Below are 15879 nucleotides of genomic sequence, written 5' to 3' on the forward strand. Positions count from 1 at the left end.
ATACATGCAAAGTGAAATCACAACCATCGGTGCCCCTGTGATGCTTATCGGCCTTCTTGTAGGCTTCTTTCTCTGCTTTTACGGCTATGTGATCAAGAGTCTGCTTATCAGGTTGCGAAGCGTCATCTCAGGGTCAATCGTCTTTCTCTTTATTGCTCTGATGAGCTATGGAAGGGAATCCTTCATGCGAGTTCTCCAGGATGCAAATCCTCTTGGAGCCCTTTGGAAGGTGCTTTTCAATCCTTCTGATTATCGTGGTGTCCTGCTCTACCTGGTTTCCTTTGCTGCTGGTGGACTGGTCTTGTTTTTGCTCGCAAGGAAAAACCACAAAGCTATTGAACTGATTGTTGCTCTCTTTACGGCATTTTCCATGAGCCTGATCATCTTCTTCCTGCTTTTAAGCTTCCTGCCGCTTACTCCGAGCTTCATCGTTACAGCAGTGGCATTGGTCGTCATCCTTGCACTCAGCATTGCACACTTTGAATCGTACATGGCACTTGAAAGCGCCATCGCTGGTTCCTTGATGGTGGCCTGGCTGCTTTCCCGTTTCTGGTACCTTCAGTTCTGGCTCTTCTTCGCACTTTGGGCAGTTTTTGCCTTCCTTGGTATTCTCAATCAAATGCACATGATGACCAAAAGAAAGGAAGTAGCGCATGCATGAATTGTTTCAGACTGAGCTCACTGTCAGTGAACTGACAAGCTTGATCAAAAGGACTCTAGAAGAAGGGTTCTATGGGCTCAAGGTTACAGGAGAAATTTCCAACTTTCGCCCTTCCTCCACCGGTCACTGGTTTTTCACGCTCAAGGATACAAATTCCCAGATCAGCGCTGTCATGTTCAAAGGGAGTACGTGGAAGGTCGATTTCACCCCCTGTGAAGGCGACAAGGTCACGGTAACCGGCAATCTCGATGTCTATGGGGCAAGAGGAACCTACCAAATCAAATGCGAGAGCATGGAGAAGGCAGGACAAGGAGAGATCCTTGCACTGCTGGAAGCACGCAAGCAGCGCTATGCTAGCAAGGGCTACTTTGATGCGTCATTGAAGAAGCCCATCCCCCGCCAACCTCAACGGGTGGGCGTGGTAACCAGTGCAACCGGTGCTGCTTTGCAGGACATCCTCAACGTACTGAATCGTCGCGCCCCTTCCTTGGATGTATTGGTGCTTCCTGCAGTGGTACAGGGAGAAAGCAGTGCCATTTCCATCGCAAACCGCATTATGCAGGCAAACAGCCTGTTGCTCTGCGATGTCCTGATCGTTGGACGGGGCGGTGGTTCCTTGGAGGATTTGCTACCCTTCAGCGAGGAAGTAGTCCTGGAAGCGATGCACCAATCAGAAATACCCATCATCAGCGCAGTAGGGCATGAGATAGACTGGGCACTCTCTGACTATGTTGCAGATTTGAGAGCACCCACCCCTTCTGCTGCAGCAGAACTGGTGAGCCAAGGGTATCTCGACCTGAGGCAGAATCTGAAAACTCTCAAGGCAGAACTTAAAAAGGCCATGGAGTATCGTCTTACCCTGGCCACCCACCAATTGGGCAAGCTTGAAGCAAGACAGATTCACACGATTATCGACAACCGGGAGTACCTTTTGGCAAATGCAAGCCAGAATCTCATCAATGCCGGCCAGCAAAAAATAAGGGAATTCCAAGCAAGATATCAATCAGCGGTAAGAGAGTTGCAAGCCCTTTCCCCCCTTGCTATACTAGCCCGGGGCTATGCTACCGTCCAGAGTGAGAGTGGGACGCTCATCAAAAGCAAGGATCAGGCAACCATTGGGGAAGTCGTACGTCTGACATTCATTGATGGTCAGCGAATCGCCAAGATAAAGGAGTAACCATGAGTTTTGAATCGGATGTATCCAGAATCGAGGAGATAGCTCAGAAACTCAATAAGCCAGAGACATCTCTTGAAGAGAGTCTTTCCTTGTTCGAGGAAGGTATGCGCTTATCCAAAGCCTTGGAGAAAACGCTCACTGAGGCAAAACGCAAAGTAGAGGTTATTCTCTCAGAGGACCTCACGGAAGCAGAGACTACAGTACTTGAATAAAGGTAGACATCCATGGCGAGCAAACAGAAAAAAATCATTTTCCTCATCCAGTGTGAGGATCGTAAGGGCATACTGAGCGCAACATCAACCTGGTTCTACCAGCGTTCTTATAACATTCTTCACTGCCAACAGCATACAGACAACATTGAAGGCCGGTATTTCATGCGTATCGAACTTGATATGGCAGACCTGAAAACAACAAGAAAGGAGCTTGAGGAAGATTTTGCAGTCTTCGCAAAAGAGTACAACCTCTCTTGGGAGTGTCATTACAGCGACTATCGATCCAGAATGGCCATTCTGGTAAGCAAGACCAGTCACTGCCTCTATGACCTTATCGCAAGAAAGGATGAAGGTGATCTTCAGTGTGACATTCCCTTGATCATCAGCAACCACCCAGACCTTGAAATCATTGCAAACCAGTTCAGAATTCCTTTCTATTATCTTCCGGTCACTCCAGAGACCAAAGCAGAACAGGAATTGAAGGTACGTACCCTGCTCAAGCGTTTTGATATAGATGTAGTGGTGCTTGCGCGGTACATGCAGATTCTTTCTTCGGAATTCATTGAAGAGTGGCAAGGAAAGATCATCAACATCCATCATGGGTTCCTTCCCGCCTTCCAGGGTGCAAATCCCTATCGGAGAGCCTACGAACGTGGGGTAAAGATGATTGGTGCAACGGCACACTATGCAAGCAAAGACCTGGACCAGGGACCGATCATCGAACAGGATGTTGTCAGGGTAAACCATGAGCTAGGGCCATCAGGCCTGAGGGATGTGGGCAAGGATGTAGAGAGAAGAGTCCTCGCAAAAGGGGTGCAAGCACATCTGGAAAGCCGGATAATCATCTTTAAGAACCGCACCATTGTCTTTGGCTCCGAACAGTAAGAGATACGTTGGGCCATGAATGAGAAGAAACGCACCGTTTTAGGTGCGTTTCTTCTTGTAATATGAACAGAGCCTATTCAGGGACAACTTCATCCTGTAGTGCATCGTACCCTTCCTCTCCGGTACGGACCTTGATGACATTGTCCACTGTATACACAAATATCTTGCCGTCTCCGACATGCCCGGTATACAGGGCCTTTTTTGCCGTTTCTATCACAGTACGTACCGGCACTTTGCTAACCACCGTCTCAACCTGCATCTTGGGAAGCAATGTAGGAGATACCGGTACTCCGCGATAGTATTCCTTCTGGCCTTTCTGCATTCCGCAACCCATTACCTGGGTCAGCGTCATCCCCATGACCCCGATATCATTCAATGCCTGTTTGAGCGCATTGAACTTGCTCTGGCGACTGACAATAACCACCTTATACATCTCTGCTTCCCGTGAAGGAGTTGAAGCAGATGGTACCTTATGTACCACCGGTATCGCCTCATCGATAGATGCAGTTGTCTTGAATCCAGCTACAAATGGCATAAAGTCAGCATAACTGGAGGCAAGGCCGTGTTCCTCCAGATCCAACCCAGCGATTTCCTCTTCCCTGCTTACACGAAGTCCTACCGTTTTCTTGAGAAGGAGGAAGACTAGTCCCATAGTAATGGAGACCCAAAGCATTACAGAGAGAACACCAATGCTCTGTATGCCTAGGAGGCGGGGACCACCGCCGTAGAAGAGTCCACCATCGAGGGCGAACAAACCCGTGAGGATGGTACCCAAAACACCACAGACCCCATGTACAGAGATGGCTCCTACAGGGTCATCGATATGTGCTACTTTTTCAAAGAATTCTACAGAGAATACAACAACAACTCCGCTGATTATTCCAATGATGGCGGCCCCCGTCGGAGAAACTGCATCACATCCTGCTGTGATGGCGACCAAACCAGCAAGGGCACCATTAAGTGTCATGGAAACGTCGGGTTTCTTGTACCTTAGCCAAGTCAAGACCATGGTGGCAGTCGCTGCAAAGGCTGCAGCAAGGTTCGTGGTGACCATGATGGTTGCAGTGGATACAATGGCATCATCACCGGTGAGCGAGAGGGAGGATCCACCATTGAAACCGAACCAACAGAACCAAAGGATGAATACCCCGAGTGCACCGAGGGTCAAACTATGCCCTGGGATTGCCTTGGCTCCACCATTCTCATCGTACTTGTCAATTCTCGCCCCGAGGATCTTTGCACCCCAAAAGGCTGCGACTCCTCCCACCATATGCACAGCCGTTGAACCTGCGAAATCGTGGAATCCCAATGTTGAGAGCCACCCTCCTCCCCAGATCCAATGACCACTGATTGGATAAATTACGGCACTGATCACAATGGAATACAGGCAATAGGAGGAAAACTTGGTTCTCTCTGCCATTGCACCACTGACAATGGTAGCTGCAGTAGCACAGAACACAGTCTGGAAGATCAGAAATGCTGCGGTGGGAATGTTCGAGTCATAGGAACCACGGACAAACAGATCAAGGGAGCCGATGAAGGGATTGCTTCCCCCAAACATCAGTGAGAATCCCAGGACCCAAAACACTGCACTTCCGAGACTGAAGTCCATCAGGTTCTTCATGATGATATTCCCTGCATTCTTTGCCCTGGTAAACCCGGTTTCAACCATGGCAAACCCGGCTTGCATGAAAAACACCAGAATAGAGCCCAACAACACCCACAGGGTGTCTACCGATACAAACATACGCTACCCCCTAAAAATGCCGAAAGGGTGCACGATGGTAATCCACCGTACACCCTTGTACGACTGCCCAACGGACAGCAAAACGAAGAAAGGGCGATGCGGATTATTCCACATCGCCCTTGACGTTTCCTCTTTATAGCGAATTATCGTCTGGTCTGTCAAGCATTCCTAGAGGGAAAGATTCAGGCAGGTCAACTTGGGGTGGACGAAAACCCCATCCTTCCTGATTAGCTCTCCATCGAAGTACATCTCTCCCCCGCCATACTCACTTCTCTGGATTTGCACCAAATCCCAGTGGACCGCTGACTTGTTCCCGTTGTCACAATCTTCATAGGCATTACCCGGGGTAAAATGAATCGAACCATAGATTTTTTCATCGAACAGGATGTTATCCATTGGGTTCATGATACCGGGATTGCAGCCAAGCGCGAATTCCCCGATGTACCGGGCCCCCTCATCGATATCGAGGATTTCATTGATCAGGGCATCATCGTCGCTATGGGCTTCCACAATCTTTCCATCCTTGAAGGTGAATCTCACATCCTTGAACTGGTGCCCATGATAGGTACTTGCGGTATTGTAGGTGATTGTCCCATTCACTGAATCCTTGATCGGGCAGGAATAGATTTCTCCATCTGGGATGTTCATCTCCCCAGCACAAGGAATCCATCCCATACCTTTTACCGAAAATTTCAAGTCGGTTCCTGGTGCTTTGATATGGACTTGATCAACGGTATCAAGGAAGCTCTTCGCTTCTGCCATCGCCTTGGCCATCGCCTCATAATCAACCTCGGTACAGACCTTGTAGAAGAACTCCTCGAACTCCCTCGTTCCCATACCACCCTGCATCGCCATAATCTCTGTGGGATAGCGAAGTACTACCCACTTGGTATAGGGAAGACGGGTCTTCATATGCACTGGAATATTGTAGTAGGTACTGGCCAGGTTGGTCTGGGCAGGTATGGTTGCAAGCTCACGGACATTTGCGATACCCCTGATGCCGATAAAAGCATCCATCTGCTTCATCCTGTAGGTATCAACATCGGCCCAAGCCTGTAAGGATTCCTTGCTCGCATGTTCCACCATCGCCCGTTCTATTCTCTGGTTCCAGAGATTGACTACAGGATAACCACCTGCATCATAGACAGCTTTGATCAATGCCTCAGTCATACTGGTGGGAACATCCACTGCATTGATCAAGCAAGATTCCCCCTTCTGTAGTTTGACTGAATACTCCACCAGAAGCTTTGCCAGCTTCTCTTCTCTAGGATCTGCCATTATAGTTGACTCCTTCAAAATTAAATTCTAATTTCCATCGGATTGGTCGTGACAGGATGGGGAAATTCCACTGCCACAGCATTGAGTGCCAGATTTTCTGCCTCTATCCCTTCGTACATGATATCCCCATCGATTGGCCACCCACTCCAAGCAAGATGGGTCCTGACCTGATGGCGGAATCCAGAGCTCAAGCGACATGTAAACTGATGGGACTCCCCAACTTCCCCGCTGTACCATACTTTTGTGAGATACCATGTACCGGTTGTCTTGTCGAGCAGATGCCGCGGGCTATCAGCGAGCACCGGCCGGACCTCCTTTCGATGGTCTCCATACCGCCTGAACAGGCTACCGATGGAGACTTCCTTGCCTTTGCAGAAAAAGGGATCTTCATAAGGGTAAGGGGGAAAACCAGGAAGTAATGTGGGTTTATACGATTGAGAAAGAGCTTGGTACTCTTTTATGAAAAGATCTGCCTTCTGTATAGCCTGCAAGGAAGCATATGCTTCTTTTGTTCGTGCAATAACCACCAAGCCACTGGTCGCAGTATCCAAGCGGTGCACTACTCCACCTTCCCAAGTATTTGCTCCCTGGACATCCAGCACCTCAGGGAAAGCGCGGGCAACCAATCCAAGCAATGTTAGCTTGTCCTGGGAATCGGTCTTCAACGGTACGGTTGGCAAGTTTGCCTGTTTGTTCACCACCAGGATATCATGGTCCTCATAGACAAGTTCCAATTGCATAGTATCATTCATACCCCTTCAATATAGCAAATATTCAGAGGTTCGGCACCTGAAAAACCTAAAAGAGAGAAAACGAGTTGCTTTGCACCGGGGGAAAGCTGTTGTATACTCTGCCTATGCAAGAGATACCAATAAATACCTATAACTCGCCCAATGTCATCCTGGAACTGATTTACAAACTGAAAATCAAGGATGTCATGACGACAAATCTGGTTACCGCTACCAAGGAGACACCACTACGGGAAATACAGTATATTATGCGGGAAAGGCAGGTCACAGGACTACCGATCGTACTAGGCAAGCGTCTTATCGGGATTGTTAGCATGGATGACATCATCCAAGCACTCGACAAGGGGTATATCAATGAGAAAGCCCAAGACCATATGACCCGTAACCTCATCGTCCTTGAGGATGACATGCCGATCTCTTTTGCAATCAGCTACTTTGACCGTTTCAGTTATCATCGCTTCCCTGTCCTGAACAAACACAAAGAGCTGGTGGGAATGATCACCAGCAGAGATATTACCAGTACACTTTTGGTAGAGATCAACCGCGAAATCGAGGACCTTGAGAAAAGAACCCGCACCACCGGTCTCAGTGAGGAGATGAGCGGGGAGATTCACACCTATTCAATTCTCAAGCATGACTTTGAGAATGCAGGGTATGCCAGTACCGAGATCAAGAAACGTCTCAAGAGTGCAGGCATCGCTCCGCATATCATCCGTCGAGCTGCCATCGCAAGTTATGAGCTTGAGATGAATTTGGTGGTACACTCTGATGGAGGTGAATTGATTGCAGAGTACTCTCCACAAACTATCCAGATAACCGCTCGTGATAGTGGACCAGGCATTAGTGATGTGGAATTGGCAATGACAGCGGGATGGACTACCGCCAGTGAATGGATCCGGTCCCTCGGTTTTGGTGCCGGGATGGGACTGCCCAATGTAAAATCAGTAGCAGATGACTTCACCATAGAAAGCACACTCAATGGCACCACTGTTGTCTGTGTCATTGAATTGCACCCAAATTAGGAGGAAAGATACATGCATGTACATGACCTTGCGGCCTTGGAAGGCTTCAAAGCAGAACATAAAGAGTTGAAGAACTGGGAAATTAACGATGCCTACTGCGGGGACCTGCTCAGCGATGTAATGGGAAATGCTCCTTCTGAGAGTGTCCTTATCACCATTCAGGCCCACAAAAACACGGTAGCCGTCGCATCCTTGGCAGGAATCCGAGCCCTAGTGATTTGCAACAACCGAAGTGTTCCTTCCGATATGCTGGAAGCAGCAAAGGAAGAGGATATTTCCATCTTTACTACCAAGGATACCCAGTTTGAGGCAAGCTGCAAGATTGCAAAGGCTTTGGGGAGACTTGATGCTGGTACCGATTGACCTACACAACCATAGCTGTCTGTCCCCTTGTGGGGATGACGATTTCACCCCTTCCCTCCTTGCCGTCGAGGCGATGGAACAGGGTATCGAAATCCTTGCCTTGACTGACCACAACTGTGCCAGAAATCTTCCAGCCTTCGCTGAGGCATGTGAGCTTTGTTGTATTCTCCCCCTTTTTGGACTGGAAGTTACCACCAGTGAAGAGGTGCATGTGCTTACCCTCTTTCCGAAGTTGGAGGATGCTCTCGAGTTCGGGTCATTTGTGGAGTTTCTGCTGTCTCCGATTAAGAATGACAGGAGGTTGTTCGGCAGGCAATTGGTGGTAAATCTGGAAGGGGAGGTACAAGAGGAAGTGGAAACAATGCTTGCATTCGCCACCTCACTACCCTTCTCTGATGTCGTAGAGGAAGCCTTGAGTCGGGATGCCTTGGTCATCCCAGCCCACATCGACCGGTTCGCGAACAGCGCCTTGGCGAATCTGGGATTTCTTCCAGACCTACCTTACAGTGCCCTGGAAGCGATACATCCACCAGTACATGCAGATACCCATGACCTGGTGGTGCTTACCGGCTCTGATGCACATACGCTCGAGCAGGTAGGAAGAAGAACCTGCTCTTTAGAGATGCATGACTGTTCCTATGAATCACTCAAGAATGCACTGGCCAAAAGAAACGAAGTTTCCTACCGTTCTTGATGAAACGGAGTCTGTATCATTTGGCCAGTGAGTCCCTCTCTAGCGGTTTGAGCGACCGAATATCCGTAGGAGGAAGAGGAACATATTGATGAAATCGAGATACAGGGAAAGCGCTCCGATAATGCTCAGCTTGGTGAAGGTCTCTTCATCGATACCTGTTCCATAGCTCTGGTTCCAGCGTACAATCTTCTGGGTATCCCATGCGGTGAGACCAAGAAAGATGGCAACACCGGCGAAGCTAATCAAGTAATCAAGACCGCTTGAGCCGAGGAACATGTTGAGTACCATCGTTCCGATCAAGCCCCACATTCCCATGACAAGATAGGAACCAATTCTGTTGAGATCCCGTTTTGTTGTCATGGCATACAGACTCATCCCTGCAAACATGAGCGCCGCGGTAAGGAAACTCTTGTAAATGACAGCCCCTGTATACACGATGAATATCGTACTCAACATGATGCCGTTGAGTGCGGAATAGGCTAAAAAAGCACCTATGGCACTTGCTTGACTCATCCTATCCAATCGTGCAGTGAGATAGAATACCAATGCAAACTCTCCGATGACGAGCAAGAAGAAGCCCATCATATTCCCGACAAGCGCCTGCAACAAAGCAGGATTACTTGCTACAAAATAGGAAATCAAGGCCGTAAGGCCGAGCCCTGCGGTCATCCAAAGATATACGTTCTTCAATATCGTCCGTTCACGAGCTTGTACATTTTGAAGTATTGAACTGTTGTATTCTGCCATTGTTGTTAGCCTCCTAACCCATCTCCTAATCTATCTTACCATAATTTCATCAATCCTGAAGAAAAGGTCAAGTGTTTGCTTGCGTTCAACCTGCTATGCAATTCCAATTCCTGATGATATAGTTACGTTTATGACAAACAAGCCTCTTCTACCCCTCATTGTTATCTTCATTGTTCTGCTCATGGGATGCACTTCCACGGGCCGAGAGGAACATGTCAGTGCACTCGAGGCTGAAAATGCCCTTCGTGAAGTGACCAAGTTAGCTAGCCAGACAGTGGACGTGAATCTCTTCAATGAAATGGCCTTGCAGGATCTCCTACCGAAAGAGGCTGCACACTTTTCACAGATGGAAGGTATCCCGCTTTTCCTCGATCATCTTCAGCAGTGGCAGACCCAAGTCCAGCAAGCGTTTCGTAGCGTGTTGGTGCAGACTCCCCTCATTGTAGAGGAAAACACGAAGGAGGTGGTTTGGGAGAACCCTGTGGCAGCATTGAAGCAAGGAAATCAAAGTGCCACTCGAGAGTTGACCAAACAAAGAGGGGAAGAAATCAAGGCTCAAGTCATGAAACTGCTCCATGAAGCCCTGCAAGAAAGTGATGAAACATGGGATTTGGTCCTTGACCGCTATGGCATATGGCAAAAAGGAACGAGCCTTTGGGGAGAAGCCGTGCTCGCTGAGGTCACTAATAACCCATTTGAACACCTTTCAACGTTGTTCCTCCAGACCTATTTTGAAGAACTTGGAAAACAGGAGGAAATCCTGAGAACCACACCGGTTCCAAAAGGAAGCGGTTCCTTTCTGGAACTCTTTTGGTAGGATGCACAGGTATGAATCTATTTACCGCAGCAAATGAAGCTGAAGAGAGAAAAAACCAACCACTTGCTTACCGAATGCGACCGCGTAACCTGGATGAGTACATCGGCCAGGATGCGATTATCGGGAAAGGTCGTTTGCTTAGGCGTGCGATACAGGCCGACCAACTTTCCTCAGTTATTTTCTATGGTCCACCAGGAACGGGGAAAACCACCCTTGCGAGAGTCATTGCAAACACCACAAAACGGCATTTTTCCACGCTTAATGCAGTACTCTCCGGAGTGAAAGAACTTCGCTATGAGATTGAACAAGCACGCCAACGCTTGGAGTTGTACAGTCAAGGAACGATTCTTTTTGTGGATGAGGTACACCGCTGGAACAAGAGCCAGCAGGATGCCCTACTCCCCTGGGTTGAAAATGGGACAGTTATTCTCATCGGCGCTACAACGGAAAACCCCTATTTCGAGGTAAATGCGGCACTGGTGAGCAGGTCACGCATATTCCAATTGAAGAGTCTGACAAGTGAAGATCTTTTTGCCATCGCAAGGCAAGCTCTGAGGGATAAAGATCGAGGATATGGTGAATATTCTGTACAGTTTGAGGAAGGAGCCCTGGAGCATTTGGTCGAGGTTTCGAACGGAGATGCAAGGAGCTTGCTCAATGCACTGCAACTTGCTGTCGAAACTTCCCTTGACGTCTTTCCTCCTGCCCCGGGAACCGAAATATTTATATCCAAAGATGCCGCAGAACAATCGATACAGAAAAAAGCAGTGCTGTATGACAAAGAGGGTGATTACCATTTTGATGTCATCAGTGCCTTCATCAAGAGCATTCGTGGCAGTGACCCCGATGCTACACTCTATTGGCTTGCGCGGATGGTCAGCGCAGGTGAAGACCCAAAGTTCATATTCAGAAGGATGCTTATCAGTGCCTGTGAAGATGTAGGGCTGGCCGACCCCTCAGCTATTGTTGTGGTACAAGCGGATGCTCAGGCGTTTGAGCGTATTGGATTGCCTGAAGGACGGTTTCATCTTACCCATGCTGCTCTCTACCTAGCTACCACCGAAAAAAGCAACTCAACCATGGCTTTCTTTGATGCCCTTAAAGGTGTTGAACAACAAGCCCAAGATGAGGTGCCAAACCATCTTCGTGACGGCAACCGTGATGCGAAAGGATTCGGGCATGGGGAAGGATACCTCTATCCTCACGCTTATCAAGATCACTGGGTTGCCCAGCAATACCTCCCCTCTTCTCTGCAAGGGAAGGTCTATTACCAGCCCAGTGACCAAGGGTATGAGAAAAGTATCAAGGAGAAGGTGCAGAGACACAGGGAAGAGCAGCTGGAAAGTGCCCAAAGCGATGCGTTCGTGGAGAACCTCACCTACTCTCCAGGCGACAAGAGCAGGCAAAGGTGGGTGAACAGGACCATCAGTGAACGAGGGGCGTTGCTCAAGGAGATACGGGAGCAACTCTTTCAAGGTATCCACCTGAGGCGGAGTGACCGGGTGCTTGTATGCAATGCCGGGCATGGATTGCTGCTTTGGGAAGCATATCGGGCAACTCCTGAAGGGTTGGTGGTTGCCCAGGTACGAAGCAAGGACCAGGAAGAACATATCAACCACTATGCGGCAACACTCTCTTCAGTGGAACGCCCCCATGTATACGCTGAGCCTCTTGAAACACTGCTACCACGCCTTGAAGATGGATTACACTTTGAAGCAATCATGGGAAGAAACGTGCTCAGTAGGGCAAAGCTCTCTGGACCCTTGCTTGCCGGTCTTCTCTCCCGCTTGGCAAAAACAGGATCCATCCACCTTGCTGAAAGTGTACCGGTTGCAGGCTCCAGGCTTTCACAGTTTATCATGGGAGAGGAGAAGCAGTTCCTTGAAAGGGCTGAAGCACAGCTCTACGGCGATCCTTCGAATCCTTTGACAAACTGGGATGAGAACGACTTGGAGACGCTTTTCAGTACTACTGGTATGGATTTGAAGATTCGTTCACTCGATTTGTTTGAACAGAGAATGATGGATGAACAAGACATTGAACGGTATCTTTCCGCATCCTATCTACCAGCATGGAAAACGTTGGGAATACAGGTCGATGAGGGTGCTTTCAGAATTGCATTGATTGAACAGTTGGCCAACCGCCCGCTTGCATGGAAACACCATCTGGCCATCATCCATGCCTATCAGGGTGGATCCTAGAACGAGGCTTCACAGATAGGCGATGCCAAGCAGTGAAAAGATGTGAGTGGAAGCAACTGATTGCATGCGAAGCAGTTGCTCAGAGACCTTCAATTTTTTAGGAAATTTGGGAACGAGTTGTTGACAAAGAAAAGCGTTTAGGGCATAGTATGCAACGTTGAAACGCACTGGTGATGGAAACCACTGCTTCAGCTACCATGGTGGAAGTAGTTCAATGGTAGAGCACCAGATTGTGGATCTGGCTGTTGCGGGTTCGAGCCCCGTCTTCCACCCTAACCGGGTCGTGAACGCGCTCGTAGCTCAGCTGGATAGAGCGCCGGACTTCGAATCCGTAGGTCGAAGGTTCGAATCCTTCCGGGCGCAAAGGTTTGGTTTTTGAAATTTTATTGTCATGGGCCGCTAGCTCAGCTGGTAGAGCAGCAGACTCTTAATCTGCGGGTCAAAGGTTCGATCCCTTTGCGGCTCAATACATGGCGAACCTCGCTTAGGGGCAAGACATGCACCGCGAGAGTGGTGAAATTGGCAGACACGCCAGACTTAGGATCTGGTACCTTACGGTGTAGGGGTTCAAGTCCCCTCTCTCGCAAAGGACAATCCAAGTTGGAATGTCTGGCAAAACGGTTTTGCGAAAGTAGCTCAGTGGTAGAGCTCCACCTTGCCAAGGTGGATGTCGCGGGTTCAAGTCCCGTCTTTCGCTTTTAAGCAGTCAGAGAAATCTGGCTGCTTTTCTTTGAATTAGGAGCATAAGAGGCACAAACCTATTAACTTTGTATTCTTTTATACAGATAAAATATATCTTATATATAATAAAGGCCTTCTTCCTCTTTTCTAAAGAAAGAAGCATACTATATGCTCAACGAGGCAAGGTGAGAAAGAAGTGTATAGTACCATAGTATTCTTGATGTTGTTCCTCACCGTTTGCCTATTGGCACTGGCAAGCGGGATTCTTGTGCTCCAGAGCAATCCCAAGTCTGTTTCCAACCGTCTCTTTTTCGCCTTGATCATTGCAACTACCATATGGTCAGCAGGTTTAGCTTTCGCTACTATTGCCCCGACCAGAGAAGGGGCTGAACTATGGCGGAGAATCTCAGCATTTGGATGGGGGTCTGTGTTTGCAATCTTTCTGCATTACATTATTCACATTTCAAGCAATCGCAGCATGCAAAGAGCCTGGTGGTTTTATGCGGGTTTGTACGGACCAGCAATCCTGACCATTCTTGCCTTTGCGCTTCCTGTTGGATTGAATACAGAGCCCTACCAACTAAGACACACAGAATTCGGTTGGGTCAATGTAGCTGAACACAATTTTTGGGACATAGTTTTCTATGCATACTATATTAGCTACACAATCACCAGCCTGGTCCTCCTTGCAAATTGGAGCAAAAAGAGCCAGGACAAAACCATCAAAAAACAAGCTCGCTTCATCTTTTTCACCATTCTCACGCTTCTAGTAGCTGCTACCTTCACAGACATCATCCTGAGCAGCTTGGTCGGGTTCCTCCCCCAGATGGCACCTGTATTGATGCTGATTCCTGTGTCCATCCTGTACAATACCTTGCGGAAGAATCAGGATGATGGAGGGAATCCCCTGCAATTCAACATCAGCTACATTCATATCATCATCAGTGTAGTGTTCTACGTTTTCATTTCATTCTTACAAGTCAATTTCCGTTCAGAAAGCATTACCATAGGACAGATCCAGCTTGAAGAATCCACCTTCAGGGGTATTCTTACACAACTGCAGATGTTCATCTCAATCTACCTAGTATTGCGGGAGTCCAGACCTGGGTTCATCGTCTCGATATTGATGAACAGCATTAATTTGTTGAGCTCTATTGTTTTCTGGGTCAGAATGGATTCCAATATTCCCCTTCCCGGGATTATCTCCTACCTTGGCGTACTTGTATTATTGTTGATCATCAGAACATTCAGAAAGCGGTCAGCCTCCTACATAGAGAAGATACACTCCCAGCATCAGGATCTTGAGGAGTCAGAGAGAAAACTCTACAAACTTGCCTATTATGACTCGCTTACAGGATTGCCCAGTAGGGAATATTTTATGGAAAAACTCCAACGATCATTGGAAAGAGCACGCAAGGATGATACACGTATAGGCATAATCTTCATCGATTTTGACTCCTTCAAGGCAATCAACGACACCGCGGGGCACATGGCAGGGGATCGGGTGTTGCAGCTGATTGCCCAACGCCTAGCAAAACGAATCGAAAAAATGGGGACCTTGGCAAGATTTGGAGGTGATGAATTCCTAGTGGAAATACCAGACTTGGAGACAGATTTGCCCATCCATGCCATTATTCAGTCCATCATGGAGTCCCTGAAAAACCCGGTGGTGGTTGGAAATGACGAATATCACGTCTCAGCAAGCATTGGTGTTGCTATGTACCCAGATGACGGGGTGATTCCTGATACGTTGATCAAGAACGCAGACATTGCAATGTATGAAGCAAAAGGGAGGGGCAAGAACCAGGCAGTATTCTGCACTGGAGAAATCAAGGATAGCACCACCAAGAACCATACCTTGGTGAACAATTTGTACTGGGCACTGGAGAGGGATGAACTGCAATTATTGTATCAACCAAAAATCTCATTGGAAAACAACACGATTATTGGGTTTGAGGCATTACTGCGGTGGCACAATACTGATTATGGAGTTGTCAATCCACAGGTATTCATTCCGATGGCAGAGCAGACCGGAATGATTAAGCCGATTGGACTATGGGTGATGAAAACTGCCTGCCAGCAGATTAAACGATTTCAAGAGTGGACGCAAAGTGAACTATCCATCAGTATCAACCTTTCCCTGATTCAGCTTCGAGATACCTCCATCGTAAAGAACATGGCTGCAATACTACAAGAAACACAAATTCCACCCCATCTTATTGAGGTGGAAATTACAGAGAGCGTAGCATTCCAGGATGAACCGTTCATAATGGAACAACTACAAAAGATCAAGGAATTGGGAATTTCGATAGCCATCGATGATTTTGGAACTGGGTATTCATCCTTCAGCAGATTACGGACGTTCCCCATTGACCTAATCAAGATTGATAGTGAGTTTGTCAGGGCAATCAGCAGTAATCTCCACAAGGATCAAGCTATTATCCGAAGTATCATCCAACTTGCAAAGAACCTTGACCTTAAAGTACTCGCCGAGGGCGTTGAAACGGAAGAACAGCTCCAGTTCCTCAAGAAAGAGGGATGTGATTTCATCCAAGGCTTTCTTTTTTATGCCCCGCTTCCCGCTAAATCAATCGAGGAACTGTTGAACTATACCTAGGGTACGGTTCCATTCATCTTGCCATGAA

Annotated in this window: 14 protein-coding genes and 5 tRNA genes; 15 read left to right on the top strand and 4 right to left on the bottom strand. The window is 48.0% G+C overall.

The genetic code is table 11. The annotated features are described in order from the left end of the window. Window positions 1-4: 4 nt before the first annotated feature. From DYP60_RS06650 to purU, 4 genes are read left to right on the top strand one after another with little or no spacing between them, the layout of a single operon-like run. Window positions 5-661 (top strand): hypothetical protein, encoded by a 657-nt coding sequence (locus DYP60_RS06650; protein WP_117330115.1) that lies wholly within the window; start codon window positions 5-7, stop codon window positions 659-661. Beyond that, window positions 654-1838 carry an exodeoxyribonuclease VII large subunit gene (gene xseA, locus DYP60_RS06655; protein WP_117330116.1) on the top strand — a complete coding sequence of 395 codons (1185 nt, stop codon included), beginning with the start codon at window positions 654-656 and terminating at the stop codon, window positions 1836-1838. The genes DYP60_RS06650 and xseA overlap by 8 nt, the downstream gene beginning before the upstream one ends. A gap of 2 nt (window positions 1839-1840) precedes the next feature. Then, window positions 1841-2050 (top strand): exodeoxyribonuclease VII small subunit, encoded by a 210-nt coding sequence (gene xseB / locus DYP60_RS06660; protein ID WP_117330117.1) that lies wholly within the window; start codon window positions 1841-1843, stop codon window positions 2048-2050. A gap of 12 nt (window positions 2051-2062) precedes the next feature. After that, complete coding sequence (gene purU, locus DYP60_RS06665; RefSeq protein WP_117330118.1) at window positions 2063-2935, top strand: formyltetrahydrofolate deformylase; 873 nt, start codon at window positions 2063-2065, stop codon at window positions 2933-2935. Between the two features lie 73 nt (window positions 2936-3008). On the opposite strand, the gene DYP60_RS06670 is transcribed toward purU, so the two are convergent. The 3 genes from DYP60_RS06670 to DYP60_RS06680 all read right to left on the bottom strand — a co-directional run bounded on the left by DYP60_RS06670 (window position 3009) and on the right by DYP60_RS06680 (window position 6712). Next, entirely contained in the window at window positions 3009-4682 is a 1674-nt protein-coding gene (locus tag DYP60_RS06670; RefSeq protein ID WP_117330119.1) for an ammonium transporter, read from the bottom strand. Between the two features lie 168 nt (window positions 4683-4850). Further along, the gene (locus DYP60_RS06675) at window positions 4851-5960 is read right to left on the bottom strand and encodes an aminopeptidase (protein ID WP_117330120.1); all 1110 of its coding nucleotides are present in this window, start codon (window positions 5958-5960) and stop codon (window positions 4851-4853) included. Between the two features lie 20 nt (window positions 5961-5980). Then, entirely contained in the window at window positions 5981-6712 is a 732-nt protein-coding gene (locus DYP60_RS06680) for a pseudouridine synthase (protein WP_117330121.1), read from the bottom strand. A 104-nt stretch (window positions 6713-6816) separates the two neighbouring features. On the opposite strand from DYP60_RS06680, the gene DYP60_RS06685 reads away from it, so the two are divergent. Genes DYP60_RS06685 through DYP60_RS06695 form a run of 3 tightly spaced genes read left to right on the top strand, consistent with a single transcriptional unit; the run spans window position 6817 to window position 8788 of the window. After that, the gene (locus DYP60_RS06685; RefSeq protein WP_117330329.1) at window positions 6817-7731 is read left to right on the top strand and encodes a CBS domain-containing protein; all 915 of its coding nucleotides are present in this window, start codon (window positions 6817-6819) and stop codon (window positions 7729-7731) included. A gap of 12 nt (window positions 7732-7743) precedes the next feature. Continuing rightward, on the top strand, window positions 7744-8094 hold the full coding sequence (locus DYP60_RS06690) for an iron-sulfur binding hydrogenase (protein ID WP_117330122.1): 351 nt from the start codon (window positions 7744-7746) through the stop codon (window positions 8092-8094). After that, entirely contained in the window at window positions 8078-8788 is a 711-nt protein-coding gene (locus DYP60_RS06695; protein ID WP_117330123.1) for a PHP domain-containing protein, read from the top strand. The genes DYP60_RS06690 and DYP60_RS06695 overlap by 17 nt, the downstream gene beginning before the upstream one ends. A 39-nt stretch (window positions 8789-8827) precedes the next feature. Here DYP60_RS06695 and DYP60_RS06700 read toward each other — a convergent pair whose 3' ends face one another. Further along, on the bottom strand, window positions 8828-9535 hold the full coding sequence (locus DYP60_RS06700) for a Bax inhibitor-1/YccA family protein (protein WP_117330124.1): 708 nt from the start codon (window positions 9533-9535) through the stop codon (window positions 8828-8830). Window positions 9536-9665: 130 nt separating this feature from the next. Here DYP60_RS06700 and DYP60_RS06705 point away from each other — a divergent pair, with 130 nt between their 5' ends. The 8 genes from DYP60_RS06705 to DYP60_RS06740 all read left to right on the top strand — a co-directional run bounded on the left by DYP60_RS06705 (window position 9666) and on the right by DYP60_RS06740 (window position 15851). Beyond that, the gene (locus DYP60_RS06705) at window positions 9666-10352 is read left to right on the top strand and encodes a hypothetical protein (RefSeq protein ID WP_133299303.1); all 687 of its coding nucleotides are present in this window, start codon (window positions 9666-9668) and stop codon (window positions 10350-10352) included. Between the two features lie 11 nt (window positions 10353-10363). Continuing rightward, the gene (locus DYP60_RS06710; protein ID WP_117330126.1) at window positions 10364-12553 is read left to right on the top strand and encodes an AAA family ATPase; all 2190 of its coding nucleotides are present in this window, start codon (window positions 10364-10366) and stop codon (window positions 12551-12553) included. Between the two features lie 200 nt (window positions 12554-12753). Further along, window positions 12754-12825 (top strand) — tRNA-His (locus DYP60_RS06715). A 17-nt stretch (window positions 12826-12842) separates the two neighbouring features. Next, window positions 12843-12916: transfer RNA gene (locus DYP60_RS06720), tRNA-Arg, on the top strand. Window positions 12917-12946: 30 nt separating this feature from the next. Further along, window positions 12947-13019: transfer RNA gene (locus tag DYP60_RS06725), tRNA-Lys, on the top strand. Between the two features lie 38 nt (window positions 13020-13057). Continuing rightward, window positions 13058-13139: transfer RNA gene (locus DYP60_RS06730), tRNA-Leu, on the top strand. Between the two features lie 39 nt (window positions 13140-13178). Continuing rightward, a tRNA-Gly gene (locus DYP60_RS06735) sits at window positions 13179-13250 on the top strand. Between the two features lie 204 nt (window positions 13251-13454). Beyond that, window positions 13455-15851 (top strand): EAL domain-containing protein, encoded by a 2397-nt coding sequence (locus DYP60_RS06740; protein WP_133299304.1) that lies wholly within the window; start codon window positions 13455-13457, stop codon window positions 15849-15851. Window positions 15852-15879 lie beyond the last annotated feature (28 nt).

Source organism: Sphaerochaeta halotolerans (assembly GCF_003429665.1).
GTDB lineage: Bacteria > Spirochaetota > Spirochaetia > Sphaerochaetales > Sphaerochaetaceae > Sphaerochaeta > Sphaerochaeta halotolerans.

Bases quoted from the DNA above. Each gene is read 5' to 3' on its own strand.
- DYP60_RS06670 (WP_117330119.1), bottom strand. From the start codon at position 4,682: ATGTTTGTATCGGTAGACACCCTGTGGGTGTTGTTGGGCTCTATTCTG.
- DYP60_RS06690 (WP_117330122.1), top strand. From the start codon at position 7,744: ATGCATGTACATGACCTTGCGGCCTTGGAAGGCTTCAAAGCAGAACAT.
- xseB (WP_117330117.1), top strand. From the start codon at position 1,841: ATGAGTTTTGAATCGGATGTATCCAGAATCGAGGAGATAGCTCAGAAA.
- DYP60_RS06740 (WP_133299304.1), top strand. From the start codon at position 13,455: ATGTTGTTCCTCACCGTTTGCCTATTGGCACTGGCAAGCGGGATTCTT.
- DYP60_RS06700 (WP_117330124.1), bottom strand. From the start codon at position 9,535: ATGGCAGAATACAACAGTTCAATACTTCAAAATGTACAAGCTCGTGAA.
- DYP60_RS06650 (WP_117330115.1), top strand. From the start codon at position 5: ATGCAAAGTGAAATCACAACCATCGGTGCCCCTGTGATGCTTATCGGC.
- DYP60_RS06710 (WP_117330126.1), top strand. From the start codon at position 10,364: ATGAATCTATTTACCGCAGCAAATGAAGCTGAAGAGAGAAAAAACCAA.
- purU (WP_117330118.1), top strand. From the start codon at position 2,063: ATGGCGAGCAAACAGAAAAAAATCATTTTCCTCATCCAGTGTGAGGAT.
- xseA (WP_117330116.1), top strand. From the start codon at position 654: ATGCATGAATTGTTTCAGACTGAGCTCACTGTCAGTGAACTGACAAGC.
- DYP60_RS06675 (WP_117330120.1), bottom strand. From the start codon at position 5,960: ATGGCAGATCCTAGAGAAGAGAAGCTGGCAAAGCTTCTGGTGGAGTAT.
- DYP60_RS06705 (WP_133299303.1), top strand. From the start codon at position 9,666: ATGACAAACAAGCCTCTTCTACCCCTCATTGTTATCTTCATTGTTCTG.
- DYP60_RS06685 (WP_117330329.1), top strand. From the start codon at position 6,817: ATGCAAGAGATACCAATAAATACCTATAACTCGCCCAATGTCATCCTG.
- DYP60_RS06695 (WP_117330123.1), top strand. From the start codon at position 8,078: ATGCTGGTACCGATTGACCTACACAACCATAGCTGTCTGTCCCCTTGT.
- DYP60_RS06680 (WP_117330121.1), bottom strand. From the start codon at position 6,712: ATGAATGATACTATGCAATTGGAACTTGTCTATGAGGACCATGATATC.